The following is a 26,277-nucleotide window of genomic DNA, read 5'->3' on the forward strand; positions in this document are numbered from 1 at the left end:
GCGTGTGAGAAAAGGTGTCTGCTACTCTGAAACAGTTGCAGCATGGGGAAACTCTTGGAGACGGGCTTTATGGTACGAACCAAGTTTTATGGAGCGCTGGTGGGGCTCATTCTCATCGTGGCGCTATGGAGCTGGTACTGGCCGCCAGCGCTGTGGGTGGGGCTTGTTCTTCTGCCCGTGGCGGCGGTAGGGCTTTATGATATCCGCTCGCGCCATAACGTTCTCAAAAACTACCCCGTCATCGGGCACTTGCGTTATATGCTTGAGTTCATCCGTCCCGAGCTGCGCCAGTATTTTCTTGAATCCGACACCAGCGGCCGTCCGTTCAATCGGGTGCAGCGCGATATCATTAACGGCAGAGCCGATGGCAAGGGAGACACGTCTCCGTTCGGAACGATTCGGGATATGGAGGGTTCCGGCTACGACTTTGCGGAGCATTCGCTAGCGGTGAAAACAGTGGATCAGTCGGAGGCCCGTGTTCAGTTTGGGGGGCCTCAATGTCGGCAGCCCTATTATGCCTCGCGTCTGAATATTTCGGCGATGAGCTTTGGTTCTCTCTCGGGCCGAGCCATACTGGCCATGAACCGTGGTGCAAAGCTGGGGGGCTTTGCCCAGAATACCGGAGAGGGTGGGCTAAGCCCCTACCACCTGGAGTATGGCGCCGACGTCATATGGGAGCTTGGAACGGCGTACTTTGGTTGTCGGACGAAGGGGGGCCGCTTTGACGCCGAGGAGTTCGCAAAAAAGGCCAATTACAAACGAATTAAAATGATTGAAATCAAGCTCTCCCAAGGCGCTAAACCGTCTCATGGAGGGCTGCTTCCAGGGAGTAAGGTCAGCGAAGAAATTGCCCGCGTTCGGGAGATCGAAGTCGGGCAAGACAGCTTCTCTCCCCCCACGCACCCGGAGTTTGATACGCCCATTGGTTTGCTGGAATTTGTACAACGGCTCCGAGAACTTACCCATGGGAAGCCGGTGGGTTTTAAGTTGTGCCTGGGAAAACGCTCCGAGTTTATGGGCATCTGCAAGGCGATGTTGAACACCGGCATCCTGCCGGACTTTATTACCGTGGATGGCGCTGAAGGTGGCACGGGGGCGGCACCCGTGGAGTTTTCCGATTACTTGGGCACCTATATCAACGAGGCACTTCCATTTGTTCATAATTGTTTGCGGGGTGTTGGGGTTCGCGACGACATGAGGCTGATCGCCAGCGGCAAGGTCGCCCTGGGTTTCGATATGGTAGTTAAACATGCGCTGGGCGCCGATGCTTGCAATGCTGCCCGGCCCTTTATGTTCTCCGTAGGCTGCATTCAGGCGCAACGCTGTCATACCAATAATTGCCCGACCGGCGTGACCACCCAAGATCCGCGCCGATCTCGCGCGATTGATATTGACGCCAAAAGTGTTCGGGTAAAAAACTTCCATCACGCGACGGTCAAGACCTTTCTGGAAATTACCGGGGCCCTTGGTTGCCAGACACCTGACGAACTCGCCCCCGACATGATATTCCACAGGTCGAAATTCGGGCCGGCGCAAACTCACGCTCAGCTTTATCCTCAGTTGAACGACGGCCAGCTGCTGGGCGATGACATTCCGGATTATTATCGGGAAGAGTGGCTTAAAGCGTCGGGTGAACGATTCTGAGTGGTGCCTGTCCCTGAGGTTCCAGGCTTTACTGGACAGTGTCGGTAGCGGCTGCCACGTTTGGACTTCAATCCATACACTTCGTAGTGCTCGATAGGGAAGGCTTATATGAACCAGACTGTTAGCGACTTTATTGTTCAACGATTGTGGGACTGGGGTGTTCAGCGCGTCTACGGGTATTCCGGCGACGGCATTAACGGCATGATGTCGGCACTGCGCCGGGCCGAGGATAAACCCAGGCTGATCCAGCCTCGGCACGAGGAACTCGGTGCCTTTATGGCCAGTGCTCACGCCAAATTCTCCGGAGAAGTCGGTGTTTGTATTTCCACCTCCGGGCCGGGAGCCATCCATTTACTGAATGGTTTATATGACGCCCGTAAAGACCATGTCCCAGCGGTCGCGATACTCGGCCAACAGGCGCGTATGAGTCTGGGGACCGACTACCAACAGGAAGTGGATCTGGTGTCGCTCTATAAGGATGTGGCGGGCGATTATGTGCATATGGTATCCGACCCTCCCCAGGCTCGCCATTTGATGGATCAGGCGCTACGCATTGCGATCGCCCGGCGCACGGTAACCGCCATCATCATCCCCAACGATGTGCAATCCCTGCCGATGGATGACCCACCGCGCACTCACGGGGCGGTTTTTTCAAGCGTCGGTTATCGAGCCTCGGAGTGTATTCCTCGAGGGCAGGACCTGGACTCCGCCGCTCAGATTCTGAATGAAGGGAAGAGAGTCGCCATTCTGGCAGGCGCGGGTGTTAAGGAGGCGGTCGATGAACTCCTGGAAGTGTCGGAGTTACTGGGCGCGGGAATCGCCAAGGCGATACTGGCCAAGACCATGATTGCCGATACTCAGCCCGGAGTGACGGGAACTATTGGACTGCTTGGTACGGAGCCCAGCCAGGATATGATGAGCGAATGCGATACCTTGCTCATGGTGGGCACGCGTTTCCCCTATGCTGAGTTTTTGCCGGAAGAAGGACAAGCTCGTTGCGTGCAGATTGATATTGATGCCGAAGCTCTTGGGGCACGATACCCCACGGAGGTTACCCTGCACGGTGAAGCCAAGGCGACCCTGAAGGCGCTTGCGGGACGGCTGCAACGTAAGCCGGACCGGCAATGGCGGGAGCGGTTGGAGGAAAAAGTCACTCAGTGGTGGCAACTCATGGAGGAGCGTGCGGCAGTGAGCGCCGAGCCGATCAACCCCCAGGCGATCTTTCACGCGCTCTCTCCCCGTCTGCCGGGCAATGTACTTCTGGCCTGTGATGTGGGCTCCGCCACCAACTGGTACGCTCGCTATCTCAAGATCAAGCCGGGAATGATCGGTTCGGTCTCGGGAGGATTGGCGTCAATGGGCAACGCCGTTCCTTATTTGGTGGCCGGAAAGTTCTGTCACCCTGACAGGCCTGCCATCGCCATGGTGGGGGACGGGGCCATGCAGATGCTCGGCAATATGGGGCTTATCAGTCTGGCGGCGTACTATCAGGAGTGGTCGGATCCGAGGGCGATTGTTCTGGTTCTTAACAACCGCGACCTCAGTCAGGTGAGTTGGGAGCAACGTGTTATGGAAGGCGATCCCAAGTTCCCCACCTCCCAGGATCTGCCGGATTTCCCCTATGATCAATATGCAGAGCTGTTGGGTCTGCGAGGGCTGCGTATGGAAAAACCCGACGATATTGACCGCGTGTGGGACGAAGCGCTGAACGCGGACAGGCCCGTGGTCATCAATGCGTACACGGACCCGGAAGTGCCACCCTTGCCGCCGCACATCAGCGCCGAGCAGGCTAAATTTTATCTCGCATCGATGGTGGGAGGAGATCCGAGCGCGGGACACGCCCTTAAACAGTCGATGAAAAGCCTGTGGGCCTCAATGCCTTTTAAATCCTCCAACGCGAAAGGGCGCTCCTCTAAGGACAAATGACGCTGGGTCGTGCCTTTTGTTAAACCCCATTGGAAATCGAGAGAACCACGAAAATGGCAACGAAGTTCGCACGGCGCGTAGAGGACCTCGAGGCCTCGTCCATTTTTAGAATCAACTCGAAAGCCCAAAAGCTTAAAGCGGAAGGGCGAACTATTTTTCGTCTCGACGCGGGTGACCCGGATTTCGAGACGCCCGAACCGATCCGGGTGGCCGGACGCCATGCCATTGACGAAGGGTATTCCCACTACACGGCGACAGATGGGCTGCCCGAGCTGAAGGACGCCGTTATTAAAAAGTTCGAGCAGGACAATCACCTGCGTTACAAAGAAAATGAGGTGATGGTGACCTGCGGTGCGAAACAAGCGCTGTTCAATTTGTGCATGAGTGTTCTTCACCCCGGTGATGAAGTGGTGATTCCACAACCCTATTGGGGCAGTTACCCCGCCATGGCCAAAATCAGTTGGGCCACCCCTGTCTATGTACCCACGCGCATGGAAGATGGTTTTGTGCCATCACCCGAAGCACTGGATGAGGCGATAACTGAGCGTACCCGCCTCGTTATCCTTAACAGTCCCAACAACCCTTCCGGCCAGGTTTATGGCAAGGAAGCGTTGGAGGCGTTGGGCAAGGTGTTGGAAAAATACCCGGATGTGTTTGTAGCCACCGATGATATTTACGAGCATTTGCGCTGGACCGGTGGCCGGTATTACAACGTCGTCAATGCGTGCCCTTCGCTCAAGGCTCGGACGATAGTCATCAATGGAGTGTCCAAAGCTTACGCCATGACCGGCTGGCGGGTGGGGTTCTGCGGCGGACCGGAAGATGTGATTTACCAGATGAACAAATTACAAGGGCAGAGTACGGCCCACACGGCGGCTGTGTCCCAGAAAGCCGCTGTCGCGGCGCTTACCGGTGATCAAACGAATGTGCGGGAAATGGCCAGTGCTTATGAGGCGCGCCATACTCTGGTGCAACAGGGCGTGGAGTCACTCAGAGGCGTCAATTATTTGGCTTCGGAGGGGACGTTTTACTGTCTTCCCGACTTTTCCGCGGTAATCCAGCGGCTGGACAATGTGAGCGATGACCAGCAGTTGGCGGATTGGTTGCTGGATAATGCGGGCGTGGCGATGATTCCCGGCTCCGCCTTTGGGGCGCCGGGGCACATGCGGCTATCCTTTGCGGCCACGGAGGAGGACATCGAAAAGGCCATGCAGCAGCTGCACAGCGTTCTGAATTAGCGCGGCGGGACTTCATCTGCTCTCTGGCCGGTTTTGAAAGCCATTTGCTTAAAAAATAACCAGAAAACCGAGGGTGGCGGGGTCAAAACCAAAGGAGGAGAAAGGCGTCACAGCACGGAGTTTTGGGGTATGCTAGTCTTTCTGGCTTGACCGGCACAGAAGGGGGCCCTATGCCGTACATCCACCACCAGCTCAATGGCGCCAGTATTGGCTTCTACGAGCTTGGCAACGAAACGCTAACCATCGGGCGCAACCCCGATAACCACTTGGTTGTTGATGATCCCACCGTCAGCGGCCACCATGCCGTGATTGAAGCCCATGGTTCCGGGCACCGCATTCGGGACCTGGACAGCACTAACGGCGTCTGGGTCAATGGCCAGCGGTTGCCGGAGGCGCAGCTGGTGGCGGAGGATACGGTCCGCATTGGCACGCACGACCTGCAGTTCGCCGAACACATCTCTGATGACCTTCAGCGCACGCTGAAAATCAAGAAAAGCTGGATTCCCGGTGTGTACTACACCGCTGAAAAATAACCGACTCCATGAACTCCACGCTCACGGAACGACTCGCCGACCGGCTCAGCCTGCGCACCCTGATTCTGGTGCTGGGCGCCTGGTTGGCGTTTGCACCGCCCCAGACGACACCGCTGCTATGGCTGGACCAGGCGCTGTTTCAGGTCGCCGTGAGCCTGACGCCGGCGCGAGTCCGCTATGACGAGCCCGCCCCGGCCATCGAAGGTGGCTGGCAGCCATTCTGGCCGGCGGTCACCGGCTACTGGGCCGAGCGGCAAAAAGACCGCTTTATAGCCGATCTGAATGCCGCCAGCGGCTACCGCACCCCCTGGTGGTTTTACCCGGGCTTTTCCACGCTCACGGTGCTGTTTGCACTGTATTTGCTATGGCTGGTCCCCGGTATTGGGCGAACCACCGCCATTCTGACCACCGTGCTGCTCACCGTTGCCCTGGTGGCGGCCCAGCTCGGGGCGCAAATCAGCCGGGGCTACTGGCTGCCCATGGGCCTGGCGCTGCAATACCTCTGGGCAGGGCTGCTGATGGCGGGGGCTCACTGGGCGCAACGGCGCTGGGTTCGCCAAACCCGTTTTTTGTGGCGCCAACTGGGTACCGAGCGGTTTCAGAACGGCTACTGGTTGAAGGCTTTGGAGGCGCTCCGGCACTGCCCGACCTCGGATTCGCTGCTGGACCAGCTTTATCACTACGCTCGTGAGCACGAACGCTGCCACCGCTGGCCCGAGGCCCAGGTGTATTACCGGGAGCTGAACCAACGCCAGCCCGGCTATCGCGATGTTCAAAAGCGCCTGGATGCCCTGCGGGTTCGCCGCGAGCACACCGGCTCGCAACCCTTGGCTCAGACTCAACCCCTGGAGGAGTTGGCCGTCCCCAAGAAGCTTGGCCGCTATGAGATCGAGCGCGAGTTGGGGCGCGGCGCCATGGGCGTCGTCTACCTGGGGCGGGACCCGCACATCGCCCGGCAGCTGGCCATCAAAACGTTGAACGTGGCTCCGGTGGAGGCGAGCGAGCGCGGCGGCCTGAAGGCTCGGTTCTTTCGGGAGGCCGAGGCGGCGGGGCGCCTGCGCCACCCGAATATTGTGACGGTTTACGATGTGGGCGAAGAGGGCGATTTGGCCTTTATCGCGATGGATTACATTGGCGGCGAACCTTTGAGCCGGCATGCGGCCAAGGGGCGGCTGTTAACCATTAAGCGTGTGTATGAGCTAATGGCGAAAGTGGCCGATGCACTGGCCTATGCCCACAAGCAGGAGGTGGTTCACCGGGACATCAAGCCGGGCAACATTTTGTATGCCCCCCGTGAGGGGCGTGTGGTGGTGACGGATTTCGGGATTGCGCGGGTGGCGAACAGTGCGCGTACTCAGACGGGCGAGATTATGGGCAGCCCTTTGTATATGTCCCCTGAGCAGTTGAAAGGGGTTCGGGTGGGGCCGTCCAGTGATATTTTCAGTTTGGGAGTCACGCTGTATCAGTTGCTGACCGGTGAGTTGCCGTTTCGCGGCGATACGATTGCGGAACTGAGTTATCAGATTGTCCAGAGCCGGCACCGGCCGGTGCGGGAGGCGCGGAAAGACTTGCCACGTAGCGCGACCCGCATTGTGAACAAAACACTACAGAAAGACCCACAAAAACGGTACGCCAACGCCGGCGAGCTCGCAAAAGCGCTGAAATCGGCACTGGAAAAAGAGTTCTAGATTGTCGCTCGCGTAGGGCGTCCGGTCCGAGGTGCCAGAGAAGAACGTAGGGTGCGGTAAGCCGAAGGCGCACCCACCACTTTAACGGCCTTCAACCACCCAACAACGAATACACACCACGAACACAATTCAAAAAAGGTAACCAAAATGGCCTGGCTAATCCAACTGGTAGACGATGTGGCGGTACACAAATTTGAACTCGCACGCGGAGAGCTATTGCTCGGCCGCCATCCAGAGTGCGACGTGCTGATTGACGATAGCGCCGTCAGCGCCAAGCACGCGCGCCTGTCCGCCAAGCCTAATCCGGACTTCCCCCAATACCGGGAGTACTTCCTGGAGGACCTCGGCAGCACCAATGGAACGTTTGTGAACGACCAGCGCCTGGCTAAACGGCACAAACTCCACGACGGCGACAAAATCCGCTTGGCCTGGAACCAATTCAAGTTCGTCGATAGTGAGGAGAAAGATCTGGAAGAGACCCGCCATATGGTCTCCAATTGAGGGAAGCTCTGATAACGTGAATGTGAGGGTTCTCCCTCCTCGACCCGGACGATGCTTAAACCTCCCTCTGCTCTGGATCCCAATGCTTAAATTGTATTATGATAATCCAATACAAGCGATTTCATAACAATTCAAGCAGGAGAACAGCAATGTCCACATCCTTCAAGCGCACACTGGGCGGGACCCTCGTCGGCCTGACCTGCGCCGCCGGCGCCCAGGCCGACAACCCCATCATCACCGAACGTTTCAGCGCCGACCCCGCCGCGCTCGTGCACGATGGCAAAGTCTACCTCTACGTCGGCCACGACGAGGCCACCGAAGAAGGCGACTTTTTTGTCCTGAAAGAGTGGAACATCTACTCCTCCACCGACCTGGAAAACTGGACCCTGGAAGGCGCCGTGCCGCGCACCATCTTCGAATGGGCGGACGCCGACTCGGCCTGGGCCGCCCAGGCCATTGAGCACGAGGGGAAGTTCTACTGGTACACCACGGTCCGAATGCCCGCCCCCGAAGACGGTGACGGCCTGCCCGGCTACACCCTGGGCGTGGCGGTCTCCGACGACCCCGTTTCCGGCTGGGAAGATGCATTGGGCAAGCCCCTGATCGACCCCAACGAAACCGATCCCGCCCCGCACATGCTGGAACACGAGCACAGCTGGGACGATATCGATCCCACCGTCTTCGTCGACCACGACGGGCAAGCCTACCTGTACTGGGGCAACTCCCACCTGTACTACGCCAAACTCAAAGACAACATGATCGAGTTCGACGGCGAAGTGCACAAAGTCGAATTCGACATGCCCAGCACCTTCACCGAAGCCCCCTGGCTGCACGAGAAAGACGGCAATTACTACCTCACCTTCGCTATGAACTACCCGGAAGAGCTGGCCTACGCCATGAGCGACAGCCCGGAAGGCCCCTGGGAGTACAAAGGCAAACTGATGGACGTGCTCGAAGACAGTGGGACCAGCCACCAGGCCATTTTGGAGTATGAAGGCGATGACTACTTCATCTACCACACCTCAGCGCTGCCCACCGGAGGCAACTTCCGCCGTTCCGTCTCCATGGAATACCTGAACTACAACGCCGACGGTACCATTCAGAAAATCACCCCGACCGCCTCCGGCATCACCCACAGCGCCCAAGCACTGCAAAGCCACGCCGACGTGGAGGACTACGTTCGCTACAGCGACGGCGAAGAAGCCACCGTTACCGAACTGAACGCCGACGACCACTGGCAGTTCAAATGGCACATCAAACCCCTGGTAGAGCAGGGCGGCAACACCGTCTCCTTCCAACCGGAAACCCGCATGGGCTACTACCTGGTCGCGCAAGACGGCAACGTCGCCATCGTCGAACACGACGGCACCGACGCCTTCGCCCGCAGCGCCACCTTCGAAAAAGTTAGCGGCTTGGCCGACAGCGATTGGTCCTCCTTCCGCTCCATCGAAAACAAAGACCACTACCTGATGGTGAAAAACGGCGCACTGACCCTGGGCAACCCAAGCACCGCCGCCCAGCGCGACGCGGCCACCTTTCAGGTGAACCCGACGGAGTAGGTCACACCCGTCACCAAATAGACAGGCCGGCCAACCATCAATTATGATGGTTGGCGGTCGTCTACCTCGAAGGAGACGCCACCACGCATCAAAGGGAGAAAGGGTTATGAGGTGGAGCGCGTCCAATAAAATCGCCCTGACGACAATAGTTGTATTGGCAGGGCTCTACCTGGTTTTTGAGTCAGGTGAGGAGCCTGAACAAACAGGGTTCAGCCAAGGCTCTGATACAAGCTCTCTTCCTGCCCTCCGCGAAGCGCCTGGTGAGCTCTCTTCCTCATCGCGACCTCTGCCACTGGAGCAACCCTCGAAAAGAGGGGGTGTTTCCTCCCGCGGCGAAGATACTTCATCGCACGACTTTCCAGGACCGCATGAGGAGAAACCCTCCCGGCGAGAAATCGCGGGTAGCAATAACGAACCTGGGGCTCAACCAACTATCTCGCCAGAGGAGGACTCCAGTCTTCCGTCAGACGAAAAGCCCCGTCACGAGAAGCAAACCAATAATCCACCTGATCGTGAAAATGATCAACCGCCTGTTCGCTTTGTGAAGCTTGACAGGGTCGGCGCCGAACTTCCCATCGACGCAACCGAATGGAGTTGCGTACTCGACAAATCGACCGGGCTTGTGTGGGAGGTGAAAACCGCTGAACCCGGGCTTCATTTCGGCGGGAACAGGGTAAGCTGGTACATGCCACAGCTGAATCAGAGTGGAATATACGCTGGTGAACCTGAGCCGGAGGATGGAACCTGCCACCGCCTCTCATCGCAGAGTGACGACAAGGGGCCCGAATTCAACGCCTGCAACACCCATGGCTACACCTGGCATGTCAACGGATCGGGCTTATGCGGCCATTCAGACTGGCGGCTTCCCTCCCCGGGTGAACTGCGTTCGATTGTGCATACAGAGCACAAACATCCAGCGATTGCCACTCAATACTTCCCCCATACACAAAATGACTACTACTGGACGAGCTCGACATACGCCTACGATGACCGAAGCACCTGGTCTATTCATTTTCGCGTTGGCAACGATAATGATAAAAAGAAAAAACTTGGACAGTACGTTCGACTGGTGAGAGGCGAGCAGACACTTAGTAATGGAAGTGTTGCAAACTGATGCCTGTGGCCGCTTTCATCGCTTTTGTTTGAATGTTGATTTATGTGTCAGGTGGCGCGCTTCGCGCTTACCATGACCTACGCATTGTTGGTGTGTGGCACTGAGGCCGGGAGAGGGGGCAATTCGTTTCAAGACCGTGGAGCAGGGGACCCGCGATGCGAACCGGGGCCTGATTTTGGCACTTAGGACCGGCGTGGTGTGCGGCCTTCGGAGACTCTCTGACGCCTACATGGATGTAGGTGTTAGGGCGACGCAGGAAGCCAAAGCCGAGGCATGGATGCCGATGAGAAGCCCCCATGGATGGGTTTACGGCGGGTCTCCGAAGGCCGCACACCATGACGGGCCGGACTCCCTAAGACCACCACTCCCCAACACCCACCGAACCCTCAAGACCCCATCTTCAAAATGTATTCCCACTCGTTGACAGTGACCGGCTGCACCGATAACCGCCCCTGCTTCAAAAGCACCATCTCCGCCAACGGCTCCTGCTCCTTAATCACCTTCAACGGCACCACCGACCCAAATTCCGACTCAAACGCCACATCCACACAAAACCACCGAGGCTTCTCCCGCGTCGCCTTAGGATCAAAATAATCACTTTCAAGATCAAACTGCCCGGGATCCGGATACGCCGCCCTTACCACCCGAGCCGTACCCGCCACCCCAGGCACCTTAGTTTGACTGTGATAGACCAATACACCATCCTCCACAGCCACCTCATCCCGCAGAAAATTGCGCGCCTGATAATTGCGGATTCCGTCCCAACGGCCAAAACCCTTCGGCTCAGCCCTCAAATCCGCAATCCCATACACATCCGGTTCCGACTTAAACAGCCAGTAATTTGCCATGCTGCTCCATACCTCTTTATAATCGCCCGTCAAACGCAGTCCCGGTGTCCCTCCATCCTGAGGCGCCGGAGCCAAACTCACGTGGCCTTTGGTAGGGGTCACCACTGATAAAGGATACACCATGCCTGTTATCACACTTCCCGACGGTTCCAAACGCGAATTCTCCCACCCGGTCAGCCTCATGCAGGTCGCCGAAGACATAGGCCCCGGTCTGGCCAAAGCCACCGTCTGCGGTCGCATCAACGGCCAACTGGTGGACGCTTGCGAAGTCATCGAAGACGACGCCGAGGTTACCCTCATCACCGGCCGCGACCCGGAAGGGCTCGAAGTCATCCGCCACTCCTTTGCGCACCTGGTGGGCCACGCCGTCAAACAGCTGTTCCCCGAGGCCAAAATGGCCATCGGCCCGGTCATCGAAGATGGCTTCTACTACGACATCGACGCGCCGCACCCCATTACCACCGAAGACATGGAAGCCATCGAAAAGCGTATCCAGGAGCTGATCAAGAAAGACTACGACGTCAAAAAAGAAATGACGCCGGTCGACGTGGCCCGGGAGACCTTCGCCAAACGTGGGGAAGAGTACAAAGTTGAACTGATCGACGACATCATCAAAGCCGGCGAGAAAGAAGTCGGCCTGTACCACCACGAAGAATACGTCGACATGTGTCGCGGCCCCCACGTGCCCAACACCCGGGTTATGCGCCACTTCAAACTGATGCGGGTCTCTGGCGCCTACTGGCGCGGGGATGCCAGCAACAAACAGCTGCAGCGCATCTACGGCACCGCCTGGAACGAAAAGAAACAGCTGAAGGCCCACCTGCACCGTTTGGAAGAGGCCGAAAAGCGGGATCACCGCAAACTGGCCAAGAAGCACAACCTCTTCCACACCCAGGAAGAGGCGCCGGGCATGGTCTTCTGGCACCCCAAGGGCTGGACCATCTACAAGACCCTGGAAGACTACATGCGGTACCAACAGAACCGTCACGGCTACCAGGAAATCCGCACCCCCCAGATCGTGGACATGACCCTGTGGCAGAAATCCGGCCATGCCGAGAAGTTCGGCGACGACATGTTCACCCTCAAATCCGAGGAACGGGACTTTGCGGTCAAGCCCATGAACTGCCCCTGCCACGTGCAGGTGTTCAACCAGGGCCTGAAAAGCTACCGGGATTTGCCCCTGCGCCTGGCCGAATTCGGCTCTTGCCACCGGAACGAGCCCTCCGGCTCCCTGCACGGCATTATGCGGGTGCGCGGCTTTGTTCAGGACGATGCCCACGTCTTCTGTACCGAAGAGCAGATTCAGCCGGAAGTGTCCGACTTTATCGACTTCCTGCACGAGGTCTACCGGGACTTCGGCTTTGACGAGGTCATCTACCGCCTGTCCACCCGCCCCGAGAAGCGGGTCGGCAGTGACGAGAGTTGGGACAAGGCCGAAAAGGCCCTGGCGGAAGCATTGAACGCCAAAGATCTGGACTGGGAGGAACTTCCCGGCGAAGGGGCGTTCTATGGGCCCAAGATCGAGTTCTCTCTCAAGGACTGCATCGGCCGAGTCTGGCAGCTGGGTACTATCCAGGTGGATTTCTCCATGCCGGGGCGCCTGGAGGCCCAGTTTGTGGCCGAGGATGGCGCCCGCAAGGTACCGGTGATGCTCCACCGGGCCATTTTGGGATCATTTGAGCGTTTTATCGGCATTTTGATCGAACATTACGAGGGAATTTTCCCGCCCTGGCTGGCGCCAGAGCAGGCGGTTGTGATGAATATCACGGACAATCAGGCCGAATATGCACAAAAAGTCGAAAAAACCTTGCGAGATAAGGGGTTTAGGGCCATTTCGGACTTGAGAAACGAGAAGATCGGCTTTAAAATCCGCGAGCACACCCTTCAGCGTATTCCGTACTTGCTTGTCATTGGTGACAAGGAGATGGAATCCGGTAATATCGCCGTGCGCACGCGCGATGGCCGAGACCTGGGGGTAATGAGTCTGGAAGACTTCTCTGAACACCTGGCCGCGGACGTGGCTCGGCGTGGCAGAGTAGAGTCGAAGTCGAAAGAAACCCAACAAGCGTAGGGCCAAGGCCCTCCCAACGCGGTTCGGACGGGCCAGCTCAGATTTTCAACAAACAGGAGACAACAGCTATCAAACGACCAGCGCCTAAAGGCAAGTCCAAAAAAGCTCGGATTAATGATCAGATCGAAGCCAATGAGGTACGCCTGATCGGCCCCAACGGTGACCAAATCGGGATCGTGCCCCTGTCGGAGGCCCTGGAAGCGGCTCAGTCAGCCGACCTGGATTTGGTGGAAATCGCCTCCGATAGCGATCCCATCGTCTGTAAGGTGATGGACTACGGCAAGCACCTGTTTGAAATCAAGAAAACCAAGGCGGCTGCCAAGAAGAAACAGAAGCAGCAGCAGATCAAAGAAATGAAATTCCGTCCAGGGACGGAGGAAGGTGACTACGAGGTCAAACTACGCAACCTCGTGCGTTTCCTAGAGAACGGGGACAAGGCCAAGGTAACCCTACGGTTCCGCGGTCGGGAAATGGCTCACCAGGAACTGGGGATGGATGTTATGCATCGCATCGAAGAGGACCTGATTGAGCTGGGCACCGTTGAGCAAAAGCCGAAAATGGAAGGCCGGCAGCTCATCATGGTGATCGCCCCGAAAAAGAAGAAGTAGCTGGGCTTTTTAGCTGCCTTAGTTACTGTTTATTTACCTATGAATGCGGAGTTTTTATCCCATGGCATCAAAAGCTAAAGTACACAGTGGCGCCGCCAAGCGCTTCAAGAAGACCGCGGCTGGTTTTAAGCACAAACACGCTTTCAAAAGCCACATCCTCACCAAAATGACCACCAAGCGTAAGCGTCAGCTTCGTGGCACCAGCACGCTCAATGCGGCTGATGTCCCAGGCGTTAAGCGCATGTTGCGTTCCAACTGATCGGTTGCAACCGGAAATTTTTGAGGAGTAAATAATGGCTCGAGTAAAACGTGGTGTGGAAGCACGCCGTCGTCACAAGAAAGTTCTTAAGGCTGCAAAAGGTTATTACGGCGCCCGGTCCCGGGTATTCCGCGTAGCCAAACAAGCGGTTATCAAGGCCGGTCAGTACGCTTATCGCGACCGTCGCAATAAGAAGCGTAACTTCCGTCAGCTGTGGATCGCGCGTATTAACGCCCAGTCCCGCGCTGAAGGGGTGACCTACAGCCAACTGATCGCCGGCTTGAAAAAAGCCAATATCGCTCTGGACCGTCGCGTTCTGGCCGACCTGGCCGTACACGACAAAGCCGCTTTTGCGGCCGTTGTTGCACAGGCTAAATCAGCTCTGGCTGCTTAATCGGCAACAGCGACCGATACCCTAACCGGTATCTGAGTGAGCACGATCAAAAGGGGAGGGCTGTTGCAGTCCTTCCCTTTTTTATTGCATAAACCAAAGAATTTGGGTTTCGACTGATGGAAAATCTTAACGCGCTGACCGAAGCGGCGCTCAAACAGGTGCAAGAAGCCGACGACCTGGCCAGCCTGGATAAAGTCCGGGTCGAGTATTTGGGCAAAAAAGGCAGTATCAGCGCCCAGATGAAAACCCTGGGTCAGCTCTCTGCCGAAGAGCGTCCGGCCGCTGGGGCGAAGATCAACGAAGCCAAAGGCCAGGTACAAGAGGCGCTCAACACGCGCAAGGCCGAGCTCGAGAAGGCCGCCATCGACGCCAAGCTTGCGGATGAAACCCTGGATGTGACCCTGCCGGGGCGCGCCAACCAGACCGGTGGCCTGCACCCGGTCACCCGCACGCTCGAGCGTATAGAAGCCATCTTCGCCGCCGTGGGCTACACCGTGGAAGAGGGCCCGGAAATCGAAGACGATTACCACAACTTCGAAGCGCTCAATATCCCCTCCCATCACCCCGCGCGGGCGATGCACGACACCTTCTACGTGGACGATACCCACGTACTGCGCACCCACACCTCGCCCGTACAGGTGCGCACCATGGAAAACCAAAAGCCGCCCATTCGCATCATCTGCCCGGGGCGGGTCTACCGGTGTGACTCGGATCTGACCCACACACCCATGTTCCACCAGATCGAAGGCCTGGTGGTGGACAAAGGCATCAGCTTTGCCGATTTAAAAGGCACCATGGATGAATTCCTGAAAGCCTTCTTCGAGGCCGACGTGCCCGTGCGCTTTCGGCCCTCCTACTTCCCGTTTACCGAACCCTCGGCCGAAGTGGACATCGGCTGCACCCACTGCGACGGCGAAGGCTGCCGCGTGTGCAAACAGTCCGGTTGGATCGAGATTCTCGGCTGCGGCATGGTGCACCCCGAAGTGCTCAAAGCCTCCGGCGTGGACCCGGAAGTCTACAGTGGCTTTGCCTTTGGCCTTGGCGTCGAGCGTATGGCCATGCTCCGCTACGGCGTAAACGACCTGCGCCTGTTCTTCGAAAACGACCTGCGTTTCCTGAAACAGTTTTAAGAGTCCGATTATGAAAGTAAGTGAATCCTGGTTGCGGGAGTGGGTAAACCCGGCCATCGCCACCGATGAACTGGCCGCTCAAATCACCATGGCGGGCCTGGAAGTGGACGCCATCGAGCCGGTCGCGGGCGCCTTTACCGGCGTGGTGGTCGGTGAAATCGTCTCGGTCGAACAACACCCGGACGCCGATAAGCTGCGCGTGTGCCAAGTGGCGGGCGAGGGCGAGGAGCTCAAGCAAGTCGTGTGCGGCGCACCCAACGCCCGCGAAGGTATCAAAGTGCCCTTTGCGACGGTCGGGGCCAAACTCCCCGGCGACTTCAAAATCAAGAAAGCCAAGCTGCGCGGCGTGGAGTCTTTCGGCATGCTGTGCGGCCAGACCGAACTGGAAGCCGGCGATGACGACGAGGGCCTCTGGGAGCTGCCCGCCGATGCCCCCACCGGCACGGACCTGCGCGAGTACCTGAGCCTCAATGACCAGATTATTGAAGTGGACCTGACCCCCAACCGTAGCGATTGCCTGAGTATTAAAGGCATCGCCCGGGAAGTGGGCGTGCTCAACCGGTTGGCGGTCACCGCGCCGGACATCGTACCGGTCAAGCCGCTGATCGACGACGCCCTGCCGGTCACCCTGAGCGCGCCGGAAGGTTGCAGCCGCTACGTGGGCCGGGTGGTTCGCGGTATCGACCTCAGCCAGCCCAGCCCCCTTTGGTTGCAGGAAAAACTGCGCCGCGCCGGGCTGCGCAGCATTGACGCCGTGGTGGACGTTACCAACTACGTGCTGCTCGAACTGGGCCAGCCCATGCACGCCTTCGACCTGAACCGCCTGAGTGGCGGCATCGACGTGCGCCTGGCCAATGCCGGGGAAAAACTCTTCCTGCTGGACGACCAGGAAGTGACTCTTACCGAAGGCACCCTGGTCATCGCCGACCAGGACAAACCCCTGGCAATGGCCGGCGTCATGGGTGGCCGCGAGAGTGCCGTAGGGCCGGAGACCCGGGATATCTTCCTGGAAAGCGCCTACTTCAACCCCATTACCATCGCCGGTAAGGCCCGAAGTTATGGCCTGCACACCGACTCATCCCACCGCTTCGAGCGTGGGGTGGACTATGAACTGCAAGAGCAAGCCATGGAGCGGGCCACCGAGCTGCTGCTGGCCATCGTCGGCGGCGAGCCCGGCCCTTTGGTCAAAGCCTGGGATGAGAACCACCTCCCCGCCGGCCGCAGCGTGACCTTGCGCCGTGAACGCGTGACCAGCGGCCTGGGTCTGGAACTGCCAGCGGAAGAGGTGGAAGCCATTCTGACCGGCCTCGGCCTGGAGCTCACCGACCAATCCGACGCCAGTTGGACCTTCGCCATCCCCACCTACCGCTTTGATCTGGAGATCGAGGCGGACCTGCTGGAAGAGCTGGCCCGCATCTATGGCTACAACAACCTGCCGACCCGCAGTCTGGCCGCCGCGTTGGCCATTCCGGCTCGCTCGGAAGGGCGCCTGTCGATCGAGCGCATCCGCCGGGAGCTAGTGGCGCGGGACTATCAGGAAGCCATTACCTATAGCTTCATTGAGCCCAAACTCAGCAAACTGTTCGCCCCAGACGTAGAGCCGGTGCCACTGCGCAACCCCATTAGCGCCGATATGAGCGTGATGCGCCCGACGTTGCTGCCCGGTCTGGTCAGCACCCTTCAGCACAACCTGAACCGCCAGCAGGAGCGCGTGCGCCTGTTCGAAAGCGGCCAGCGTTTCGTGCCGGGCAAAGACGGCAAGCTGAGCCAGGAACCCATGCTCGCCGGCCTAATCTACGGCCCGCGTCAGGCCGAGGCCTGGGCCAACAGCAAAGATAAAGTGGACTTCTATGACCTCAAGGGCGACCTGGAGGCCGTACTGGCTCTGACCGGCGCCGCCGAGGAATTCCGCGTCCAGCCCGGTGCCCACCCGGCGCTCCATCCGGGCCAGTGCGCCGCTCTGTATCGGGGCGAGGAAGAGGTTGGGGTGTTGGGCACCCTGCACCCGCAACTTCAGCAGGAATTGGACATCCCCGGCGGAGTCTTTGTCTTCGAAGTGGCGCTCTCGGCCCTCAAGTCGGCCCGCAAGCCGGTCTTCGAGCCGCTCTCGCGCTTCCCCTCGGTTCGTCGGGACTTGGCCCTGCTGGTGGACCGCGGCGTGGCTGCCCAAAGCCTGCTGGATTGCGTCAAAAACAACGCCGGAGAGCAGCTTCGGGACTTAAAGGTCTTTGACCTCTACATGGGCAAAGGCATTGATCCGCAACGAAAAAGTGTGGCTCTGGGCTTGACCTTTCAAGATCCTTCCCGCACTCTTAACGAGGAAGAGATCAACGCCTCCATCGAGCGGGTTGTCAAACGCCTTGAGGAGGAGTTTAGTGCCACCCTCAGATAGGGATAAGAACTATGTCGGGCGGGGCTCTCACAAAAGCCGATCTAGCCGAAAAACTGCACACCGAGCTGGGCCTCAACAAGCGTGAGGCCAAAGAACTCGTAGAGCTGTTTTTTGAGGAAATCCGACGTTCGTTGGAAAGCAACGAACAGGTGAAGCTGTCAGGTTTCGGCAACTTTGACCTGAGAGACAAAAGCCAGCGGCCGGGGCGCAACCCCAAAACCGGGGAAGAGATACCTATTAGCGCCCGACGGGTGGTGACGTTCAGACCGGGACAAAAATTAAAGGCAAAAGTGGAAGCCTATGCTGGAACCAAGCCATAACGACGAACTGCCGGTTATTCCCGGCAAGCGCTACTTCACCATCGGAGAGGTGAGCGAACTGTGCGCCGTAAAACCGCACGTGCTGCGCTATTGGGAGCAAGAGTTTCCTCAGCTCAAGCCGGTCAAGCGCCGGGGCAACCGTCGTTATTACCAGCGCCAGGACGTGCTCACCATCCGCCAGATCCGGGCCCTGCTGTACGACCAGGGCTTCACCATCGGCGGCGCGCGCCAGCAAATGGAAGGGGAGACGGCTCAGCAGGACGCCAGCCAATTCAGCCAACTCGTGGGTCAGATGATCGCCGAGCTGGAAGAAGTCCTGGAAGTGCTCAAAACCCGTTAAATCAGACACTTGCAAAAACCAGATTTTGAGGTATCATGCCCATCCCTGTGACGGACAGCCCACCCGGCACCGCTCACAGCAACCTAAAATCGGAGCGTAGCGCAGTTTGGTAGCGCACTACACTGGGGGTGTAGGGGTCGCAGGTTCAAATCCTGCCGTTCCGACCAAACAAACGTTGTAAATCAACGACTTAGAAGCCCGCTCATTGAGCGGGCTTTTTTGTGTCTACCATTTAAGTCCATATTAACTCCAAAGCATTACTTGCTTGATAAAGCTTGATGTAGACGTTATGGTTTATTGGTCGTTTTATTCGGCTATAACAAAGGGCGACCTGGAGCCTATAGGTGAGATACGGTATATGGCTTAATTTCTTAATATCTAGTAGCGTGCGGGCTCGCTGAAGGGGATAAACATTGGGAAATATTTCAGTCAAAGAGGCTGCAAGAGTCTTTAATAGCTCCCACCTGAGCGCAGTTGCTGAGGGTGATCTTAGCTTCGTTCGCAAAGTTTCCTCAGAATATCTTGGCCGCCCAGTAGATTGCCTTAGCGCTTTTTACGAAAGCGTTTATGATCGTCTTTCAGAGGACTATAGATCCGAGTACTTCTTTAAGAACTATTTGGTGTTGAGGCGACTTTTGGGACACCATTCCGTCAACACTGCGACTATGTTGACTGAATTTAGAGTTGGGAAGAGTAAGGCCGACTGCGTAATTCTTAATGGCAAGTCAACTTGCTATGAAATCAAGACAGAATTTGATTCGTTGGCGAGGCTTGAGGCTCAGCTGAACGATTACAGTAAGCTGTTTGATGAAGTTTACGTAGTTTGCTCTGAGAAAAACGTTAACTTGGTTCTGGCGAAAGCACCAACAAGCGTTGGGGTGCTAATCTTAAATAAAAAAAATTATTTCCACACAAAAAGGAAAGCCACTATTCGAAATCACCCGGTGGACCGGGAGATGCTGTTTAAGTCTCTCCGTAAGCAGGAGTACTTGGAGTTAGTCCGCTCAGTGGCTGGGGAGACTCCAAAAGTAGCCAATGGCAAAATATTTTCAGCATGCTTTGATGTTGTAAAAGGGGTTTCAGAAGATATTTTGTGCAAGTGTTATTTAGATATCTTGAAAAGATTTAGGCCCTTGAACGGAATTTTTCTTGAATCGCTGCCCTTATCCTTGAAGGGGGCTGCGGTAAGCTACGATTTTAGTTCCGCAGAGATTAACTCTCTTAGGCGGATTATGCAGAATAAGGAAGTTTCATGTACTGTCCAATCTTAAGAAGCAAACAGTTTGAGTTAATTGCTCTTCGAGAGTTAATGGAAGGTGGAAAGCTTGATTTAGGTTATTTTTGTCCAATTATAGAGCCTGTTAGGTCGAATATAACACCACTAATTAAAACTATTAAAGTGCTGAACGAGCATGGCATTGAGCCGCTAGTTATCATTAATCCATCTGTTGGTGATTTCCTCGGAAAGCATAAAGTTCTAATCGATCAGTTAGAGCTTGAAGACGAAATTAGGTTTGTGCCAAGCATCATTGTTAAAGATGCGAAATCTATTGACCTGAGCGATTACTCGATCTCAGTCGGCGATGAATTCGCTATTGTTGCTTTTGGTGGTGTAGATAGAGAGCTAATAAAACTCTCTCAAGAGGCTGTATACACTGTTGTAGAGAATTCGAAAACTAATCCTTTAGCGCTTAGCAGGTTAAAAGGTGTAATTCTCTATGAGGACGCTTTTAAAAAGAAAATACGAAATTTGGATTATGAAGAGGAGTCGCCCTTCTCCTATTTACACGCCACCTATAATCAAACGGCAAATGTCGTAGGCTTCGGGGATTACACCACTTTACCTAAGGAGTATATGGAGGGAGGAGGGCCGGCCTATGTTGTAACCATCCACATTTCATATATTAACCGAGATGAATTTGATGAAATGTATGTGCGGCATTACTCGTCATACTCGGATGGTACGCCAACAAACCCTCAAGGAAAGTTTCTGGATGCTCTCGATAAGCTGATCTCCGATTACCGCTCAGAAGGAAATGTATTTGATCAAACATCAGGAATGGATGAATTTGAAAGGATATATGATTCAAATCATTATCCTGGTTTAGGGCAAGTTAAGAAAATATCGATGAAGCATCACATCGAAACGATATGCGACTATCTGGCTATGGAAGGCTTGGCCGGTGAGTAGGGTTTGTCAAAGTTGCTTCTCAGAATCTACTATAATCGAAAGAATTATATTTTTGCGAGAGATGGGTCGTTGTGATTTTTGTAGAAGCGATAACGTCGCCACCGTCGATCCGGATGCTCTGACTGATCTTTTTGAGCTAACAAAAGATACTTTTATCCTTGATGAAGAAGGTGAGAGACCGTCTGTACTGTATGCTCGAGAGTTTCGAATATTGAGTGAAAAAGTAAGAGCTCCAGATAAGTTGTGGGATGCTTTACTAGGGGAAGAGTTTAACAGCAAGAGATATCGCTTGCCTGACGAGGTTGTTGATAATAAGAGGCTTTGGTTGAACTTTAAGGAAGAGCTTATATTTCACAATCGGTACTTTCCTCAAAATAATGCTTTTCAAGGGCTGTTTTCTGTTGAGGGGAAGAGTGAAGAATTTTACTTGTTTGCATCTTTAGTTGCGCAGATGGATATGGTGGTTTCGGCGGGGGATTCCTTTTTCAGAGCTCGGATCTCAGACGCTGAAATGACGTCGGATAGTATGGGGAAGCCGCCACGCGACGCAGCGACCGGTGGTCGGGCCAATCCTCCTGGGATTTCGTACTTATATGTTTCAGATCAACTTGAAGCATCTGTCAATGAAGTTAGACCCAGCATTGGCTCAAAGGTTTGGGTGGCTGAGTATGTGGCGGCAGAGGATCTTAGAATAATAGATCTTACGGACCCAAAATTAAAAGGCTCCGTTTTGAGGTTTGAGGAGAGCGAAATCAAGTATGTTCTTAAGTACCTCGGTCTTTTGGAGCTCTTTTCCAATGACCTCTCAAAGCCTGTTCTTCCACATAGATCACATTTAGAGTATGTTCCTACTCAGTACATATGTGAGTTTTTGAAGAATGTTACTAAGTCAGACGGAATAAGGTTTTCTAGTTCCTTCGGTTGCGGTAGAAATCTTGTTCTGTTTGACGACGCTAAGCTCTCAGTTCAGCATCCCAGGAGTTTTTTAGTGGAGAATACTCGTGTCATGTTCTCTCCTGCTTAAATCTGGTTTCAATCATAAAGGTTTACTCATTGATTTTCAGATTATCTCTTCCTATGCCAGAAATAACTTTCATTTTCAGGACGGAAGTTGTCAGTCCTTCTCCGCCCTTCTGCTTTCTTGGTTTCCCGAAGCATGTCATTCAGAGAGTGGTGTCGCTAGGGCGGTCACTGGTGGTCGTTAATGAGATATTCTGACTTCAATGGTTACTCATTGATTCAAGGCCTGAATACATCTAAAATTTAACGAAAGCTATATGTGAGAGGGTTTATGGACAATAAAATAGCGGTTGCCCGATGTCATGAAATCCAGCTGGCAATTCGCGACAAGGAAGTCCCGAGGTTTGAGACTATTCCTGAAATTGGGATGGCTGTCCAGTTGGCCCTCCATCTTCGAGGGCTGCCTCTAGTAGAATATGAGAAGCTGAAACTTATTGCTTCAACCATGCTCGGAGTGCCGCGGCTTGCGGTGGACCGGATCATCATACTGCTAGCTGAAATTGAATTTGTTCGACTGCAGAAAGAGGGTAGGCGAATCAAGGCGGTCTTGCCGCTAATCCCCTATTTTGATGACCTATATGAGGGGATTGGGGAGTATTTTAGTATAGAGGCAAATCCTGATGAGTTTGAAGTCCTTACGTTAGAAATCGTTGATCGGCTTGCTGGTGCACCTTATAACGTTGATGCGCTCGCTGGTAAGCTTGGGGCGGAGAGAAAGGCTTTTGATTCTAGTGTGGAAATAGGAACAAAAGGCAATTTCTTAATATCGCGTCGCGCCAGATCCAAAACAGTACTTCTTAATCCCTCCTACTATTCTGAAAATGCCGACGTTTTCATAGATCATGTGGCAAAATGTGGTGCTAATGGGATTAAACGAACAATGGAGTTGATCCAAAAATCCCAAGGTTGGCCACTTAGCTTAATTGAGCGTACGGGCGAGATTGGTGGAACAAAAGTTTCTCAGGATGATGTCCAGCTGTTAAAAAAACTTGCTCAAGAAGGCGCTATTAAACCACCTAAAATCAGTACTTCGCACGCTGGTGATGCGCTATTCATGTTTACTCCAACCCCGGGGTTCGTTAATGTTAACCCGCTTCGGAGAGAGGTGTATGAGCGCTCACTTGCAATTGTTTCAGCAGTTCGTCAAGGGCAGCTTTTGCCAAACAAATTTAGAATAAGAAGTCCTGGAGCCGTTCTGTATACTCTAAAGAGAGATCTTCAGCTCTCCCCGACTTCGGATTATGCGGAGCAGTATCGAAATCTCGTTGATTACCGGATAGCGCAACTGGTACAGCTTTCAAATGGCTATTGGCAACTTAAAATTATCGATACTCCCGAAAATCGAGAGGCGCTGGATATTGCCCTTCGTTTAGTGCAAGGGGATAATCCCCCGGACACGACGCTACTCGATAGAGAAGCTCACCAGGCTATGACAGGATCTCAAGAGTATATTGAATCGCTTGTAAGCGCCCGGCAAATGCGCGAGAGGGAAACTGTAGTGCTATCTGATGAGAAAAAATTCGAGTACGAGCAAATACTGCTGGAAGGGATGTGAGATGCTTAAAGATCGCGCACAAAAGGCAACGGCACTCAAATTATGTGTTTCTAAACGATGGTTGCCGCAAATTGAAATCGACGTAGAAGCGACAACTAGACTCGAACAATCTAGGTTCTTGCTTACAGATATCGATGTTTTAGCTGTAGCGCCAAGTACAATTGGGCCCCACACGAAGCTAATTTTTGACTGTAAGAGTGGTGCTCGTGAGTCCGCAATCGGAAGGGCTTTCTGGCTTCATGGCGTTATGACAAAGACGTCTGCAAGCCATGGTTTTGTCGTGCTAAGTGAAAAGGTTAAAATTACTCATGACCACAGGACGAGTGCCTCTGATCTTGGGGTTTCATTGTTGCATGAAAAGGAGATTGGTGACCTCGCGCAATGTCTAGGTGGTAGTACTAGCTCGATAGACGCAGCCACATCAGATATAAATGTTTGGGAGCAGTTTTTGGCGATCGGACCAAAGTACATTGGCTTGACTAGTTATTGCCGTTTTTCCAGGTCGGGATTCTGGATGATCAAAGATGGGGGGGAGCAATGTCGAAAAACGGTTGCTCGACTGCGTGCTATAGGTCCCGAACTAGACCCAGAAAAGCCGGAACACTTGGCTGTATTTGGTGACGCTCTTTGCCTGTTTTTGCTTGCATTGTCAGATATAGCTAATCGCCTGTTTTTGGTGCTTCTGCGTCCCGCCTCCCAGGAAGAGTTCTCTACTTCAATCCTTGCCCTTCTGTATGGAGGATACGATAACCTGGAAGCCGCACAAAAGATTAGACATCTAACAGCAGGGGATGCCGCTGCGGAAAGCTCTCTATCGATATTTCCAGAACTTAAGCGGTTTGAACAGTTGGTGAGAGAGGTTCTGCAAGCACCTCAAGAAGTTCTTGCGGCATCTCTGTTGGCGAGAGAGACTGGATTTTGTACGTTAGCTGAACTTAAAAGTTCAAGTCTTCAAAAGCAGATAGTCAAAGAATCACCATTTTCAGCAAAATACGTGCTTATCGCTGGAGAATATCTTCAAAAGGCCGCTCGGCTTCCTCAGGAGTTTTCTGTTCACTTTTCGGATATTTCGATGAAACTTTCTGCCGATGCCCTTTCTCCGCGGCACTAGTTGTATCGAGGGTGTTCAAAAACCTGTGTCAAACAAGGGCGAGCTTTCACTCGCCAGTTGTCAATATAGCCTGATGTTGGTTTAGATATCCAGATACGGCTCGATCAGATCCTCGAAGTGAATCACCAGTTGCGACAATGTCAGGTTCCAGTTTTGCACAGGGTGGGTCCACTTTTCCGAAGCGTTGAGGATGCCAGCATAGAGCAGTTTTAGAAGGCTGTTTTCGTTCGGGAAGCCACCTTTGGTTTTGGTCAGTTTGCGGAACTGACGGTGTACCGCCTCGACGGCGTTCGTGGTATAGATGGCTTTACGGACATTTTCAGGGTATTTGAAGTAGACGGACAGATTGTCCCACTTCTTGCGCCAGGAGCGGATGACCACCGGGTATTGCTTGCCCCACTTGGCGTCGAGCTCTTTGAGAGCGGTCTCTGCTGCGTTCTTGGTAGCGGCCCGGTAAACCGCCTTGAGATCGGCCATAAAGGCCTTCTGGTTCTTCGAGGCCACGTACTTCATCGAGTTGCGGATCTGGTGGATGATGCACTGCTGGACCTCGGTTTCGGGGTAGATAGTCTCAATGGCTTCTGGGAAGCCGGTGAGGCCGTCGACACAGGCGATCAGGATGTCCTTGACGCCTCGGTTTTGAAGATCAGTCAGCACGCTGAGCCAGTAATGAGCGCCCTCAGCGTCCGACAGGTATAAGCCGAGGAGCTCTTTCTTGCCCTCGATATTCAGGGCTAGAATGGTGTAAATAGCTTTGCTGACATAGCGGCCGTTTTTCCGGACTTTGTAGTGAATAGCATCGAGCCAGACGATGGGGTACACCGGATCCAGGTCACGCTCGCGCCAGCTTTCCAGCTCCGGTAGAAGCTTGTCGGTGACGGCGTTAAGCGTGCCGTTGGAGAAGTCGATATCGTAGAAGTCTTTTAGGTGCTCACGAATGCTCTGATAGCTGTTGCCGTGGGCGTAGAGTGCGATAATCTTGCGCTCCAGGTCGTCAGTCAGATGGGTCTGATTCTTCTTGATGAACTGGGGATCGAAGGTGCCCGAGCGGTCTCTGGGCGTATCGAGCTCAAAGCTCCCAGAGGCTGATTTGACGGTCTTGGAGGTGTAACCGTTCTTGCGATTAGGCTGCTCGTCATCGGCGATGTGCTGCTCTTGCTCGGTCTTGAGCGCCGCTTCAGTGAGCTGTTTGATCAGCGGGGTCAGAAAGCCGTCTTTGCCGTTCATCGGCTTGCCTGCCCTCAGGTCCTCAACGGCTTGGTTGAGGTCAGAATCGATGTCTTTGCGGGACACGCCTCATCTCCCGTTTTGCACAGTTTAGGGAAATGACACAGGTTGACGAACACTACCACAGGCCCTTAGCGGCGGGACGCCAATTTCGGAAGAACTGTGGGACCCTGTTTTTGTGAAGCAGGTCCGCCAATTACAATATAAATCTGCTTGTGACCCGGTATAATTAGGTGACATTTTCTTCGCTCAGGCAGTGAGCGGAGTTGTGGTACCGAATGTAGCGAAACCAAGGATAACAGGAGGTGTAAGGTGTCTTACGCAAGTCAGTTTAATAGTGTTAATCTTTCCACTTTGAAAGGTAGCGTTGGAAACGGTGGCGCGAATTTCCCTCTTGATGTGTTGTTGATCCGTAACCGTTCATTCAGAGGCGTGGTTGACGGCCCTGTAGAGGTCTGATCGGAGCGGCTGATCGGCGAAGGTGTCTTTCCACGCCCGGGGCGTCAGCTCTTCCACCCGGCTGGCCGGGTGCTCACTGATGCGAAGCAGCACATCGGTCAAGTAGGTGTAGGTATTGATCCCATGCAGCTTACAGGTGCTGATCAAGC

At 54.7% G+C, this 26,277-nt stretch carries 24 protein-coding genes and 1 tRNA gene; 22 read left to right on the plus strand and 3 right to left on the minus strand.

Going from position 1 to position 26,277, the window contains the following annotated elements; genetic code table 11:
• Positions 1-69 precede the first annotated feature (69 nt).
• The 8 genes from AAE514_RS14800 to AAE514_RS14835 all read left to right on the plus strand — a co-directional run bounded on the left by AAE514_RS14800 (position 70) and on the right by AAE514_RS14835 (position 10,203).
• Positions 70-1,644: an FMN-binding glutamate synthase family protein gene (locus tag AAE514_RS14800; protein WP_347332329.1), complete on the plus strand. Its 1,575-nt coding sequence runs from the start codon at positions 70-72 to the stop codon at positions 1,642-1,644.
• A 108-nt stretch (positions 1,645-1,752) separates the two neighbouring features.
• On the plus strand, positions 1,753-3,570 hold the full coding sequence (locus AAE514_RS14805; RefSeq protein WP_347332330.1) for a thiamine pyrophosphate-requiring protein: 1,818 nt from the start codon (positions 1,753-1,755) through the stop codon (positions 3,568-3,570).
• A gap of 53 nt (positions 3,571-3,623) precedes the next feature.
• Positions 3,624-4,808 carry a pyridoxal phosphate-dependent aminotransferase gene (locus AAE514_RS14810; RefSeq protein WP_347332331.1) on the plus strand — a complete coding sequence of 395 codons (1,185 nt, stop codon included), beginning with the start codon at positions 3,624-3,626 and terminating at the stop codon, positions 4,806-4,808.
• 170 nt (positions 4,809-4,978) lie between these two features.
• Positions 4,979-5,341, plus strand: a complete 363-nt coding sequence (locus AAE514_RS14815; protein WP_347332332.1) for an FHA domain-containing protein — start codon at positions 4,979-4,981, stop codon at positions 5,339-5,341.
• 8 nt (positions 5,342-5,349) lie between these two features.
• On the plus strand, positions 5,350-7,029 hold the full coding sequence (locus AAE514_RS14820) for a serine/threonine-protein kinase (protein ID WP_347332333.1): 1,680 nt from the start codon (positions 5,350-5,352) through the stop codon (positions 7,027-7,029).
• 147 nt (positions 7,030-7,176) lie between these two features.
• Positions 7,177-7,530 carry an FHA domain-containing protein gene (locus AAE514_RS14825; RefSeq protein WP_347332334.1) on the plus strand — a complete coding sequence of 118 codons (354 nt, stop codon included), beginning with the start codon at positions 7,177-7,179 and terminating at the stop codon, positions 7,528-7,530.
• 149 nt (positions 7,531-7,679) lie between these two features.
• Entirely contained in the window at positions 7,680-9,089 is a 1,410-nt protein-coding gene (locus AAE514_RS14830; RefSeq protein WP_347332335.1) for a family 43 glycosylhydrolase, read from the plus strand.
• 106 nt (positions 9,090-9,195) lie between these two features.
• Entirely contained in the window at positions 9,196-10,203 is a 1,008-nt protein-coding gene (locus tag AAE514_RS14835) for an Lcl C-terminal domain-containing protein (RefSeq protein WP_347332336.1), read from the plus strand.
• 386 nt (positions 10,204-10,589) lie between these two features.
• Here AAE514_RS14835 and AAE514_RS14840 read toward each other — a convergent pair whose 3' ends face one another.
• A complete protein-coding gene (locus tag AAE514_RS14840; RefSeq protein WP_347332337.1) occupies positions 10,590-11,051 on the minus strand; it encodes an EVE domain-containing protein in 462 nt (153 codons plus the stop codon).
• Between the two features lie 121 nt (positions 11,052-11,172).
• Between AAE514_RS14840 and thrS the strand changes: the two genes are divergently transcribed.
• The 14 genes from thrS to AAE514_RS14910 all read left to right on the plus strand — a co-directional run bounded on the left by thrS (position 11,173) and on the right by AAE514_RS14910 (position 24,442).
• Positions 11,173-13,122 carry a threonine--tRNA ligase gene (thrS, locus tag AAE514_RS14845; RefSeq protein WP_347332338.1) on the plus strand — a complete coding sequence of 650 codons (1,950 nt, stop codon included), beginning with the start codon at positions 11,173-11,175 and terminating at the stop codon, positions 13,120-13,122.
• A gap of 68 nt (positions 13,123-13,190) precedes the next feature.
• Positions 13,191-13,730 (plus strand): translation initiation factor IF-3, encoded by a 540-nt coding sequence (infC, locus tag AAE514_RS14850; protein WP_347332350.1) that lies wholly within the window; start codon positions 13,191-13,193, stop codon positions 13,728-13,730.
• A 61-nt stretch (positions 13,731-13,791) separates the two neighbouring features.
• The gene (rpmI, locus tag AAE514_RS14855; RefSeq protein ID WP_347332339.1) at positions 13,792-13,989 is read left to right on the plus strand and encodes a 50S ribosomal protein L35; all 198 of its coding nucleotides are present in this window, start codon (positions 13,792-13,794) and stop codon (positions 13,987-13,989) included.
• Between the two features lie 34 nt (positions 13,990-14,023).
• The gene (gene rplT / locus AAE514_RS14860) at positions 14,024-14,383 is read left to right on the plus strand and encodes a 50S ribosomal protein L20 (RefSeq protein ID WP_347332340.1); all 360 of its coding nucleotides are present in this window, start codon (positions 14,024-14,026) and stop codon (positions 14,381-14,383) included.
• Between the two features lie 116 nt (positions 14,384-14,499).
• Positions 14,500-15,513 (plus strand): phenylalanine--tRNA ligase subunit alpha, encoded by a 1,014-nt coding sequence (pheS, locus tag AAE514_RS14865; RefSeq protein WP_347332341.1) that lies wholly within the window; start codon positions 14,500-14,502, stop codon positions 15,511-15,513.
• A gap of 10 nt (positions 15,514-15,523) precedes the next feature.
• Positions 15,524-17,905, plus strand: coding sequence for a phenylalanine--tRNA ligase subunit beta (gene pheT / locus AAE514_RS14870; RefSeq protein ID WP_347332342.1), 2,382 nt, complete (start codon positions 15,524-15,526; stop codon positions 17,903-17,905).
• An 11-nt stretch (positions 17,906-17,916) separates the two neighbouring features.
• On the plus strand, positions 17,917-18,225 hold the full coding sequence (gene ihfA / locus AAE514_RS14875) for an integration host factor subunit alpha (RefSeq protein ID WP_027329102.1): 309 nt from the start codon (positions 17,917-17,919) through the stop codon (positions 18,223-18,225).
• A complete protein-coding gene (locus tag AAE514_RS14880; RefSeq protein WP_024459888.1) occupies positions 18,206-18,565 on the plus strand; it encodes a MerR family transcriptional regulator in 360 nt (119 codons plus the stop codon). Before ihfA ends, AAE514_RS14880 begins: the two co-directional genes overlap by 20 nt.
• A gap of 90 nt (positions 18,566-18,655) precedes the next feature.
• Positions 18,656-18,732 (plus strand) — tRNA-Pro (locus AAE514_RS14885).
• 246 nt (positions 18,733-18,978) lie between these two features.
• A complete protein-coding gene (locus AAE514_RS14890; protein ID WP_347332343.1) occupies positions 18,979-19,836 on the plus strand; it encodes a sce7726 family protein in 858 nt (285 codons plus the stop codon).
• Complete coding sequence (locus AAE514_RS14895; RefSeq protein WP_347332344.1) at positions 19,818-20,756, plus strand: sce7725 family protein; 939 nt, start codon at positions 19,818-19,820, stop codon at positions 20,754-20,756. The genes AAE514_RS14890 and AAE514_RS14895 overlap by 19 nt, the downstream gene beginning before the upstream one ends.
• A gap of 61 nt (positions 20,757-20,817) precedes the next feature.
• On the plus strand, positions 20,818-21,780 hold the full coding sequence (locus tag AAE514_RS14900) for an RES family NAD+ phosphorylase (RefSeq protein WP_347332351.1): 963 nt from the start codon (positions 20,818-20,820) through the stop codon (positions 21,778-21,780).
• Positions 21,781-22,047: 267 nt separating this feature from the next.
• Complete coding sequence (locus AAE514_RS14905; protein ID WP_347332345.1) at positions 22,048-23,331, plus strand: hypothetical protein; 1,284 nt, start codon at positions 22,048-22,050, stop codon at positions 23,329-23,331.
• 1 nt (position 23,332) lies between these two features.
• Entirely contained in the window at positions 23,333-24,442 is a 1,110-nt protein-coding gene (locus AAE514_RS14910) for a hypothetical protein (protein ID WP_347332346.1), read from the plus strand.
• An 81-nt stretch (positions 24,443-24,523) separates the two neighbouring features.
• On the opposite strand, the gene AAE514_RS14915 is transcribed toward AAE514_RS14910, so the two are convergent.
• Together AAE514_RS14915 and AAE514_RS14920 are read right to left on the minus strand one after the other, a co-directional pair.
• Positions 24,524-25,720 (minus strand): IS256 family transposase, encoded by a 1,197-nt coding sequence (locus AAE514_RS14915; protein ID WP_347332352.1) that lies wholly within the window; start codon positions 25,718-25,720, stop codon positions 24,524-24,526.
• A 369-nt stretch (positions 25,721-26,089) separates the two neighbouring features.
• On the minus strand, positions 26,090-26,277 hold a 188-nt coding region (locus tag AAE514_RS14920), incomplete at its 5' end, for a transposase domain-containing protein (RefSeq protein ID WP_347329433.1).

It is taken from the genome of Marinimicrobium locisalis, from assembly GCF_039822625.1.
GTDB lineage: Bacteria > Pseudomonadota > Gammaproteobacteria > Pseudomonadales > Cellvibrionaceae > Marinimicrobium > Marinimicrobium locisalis.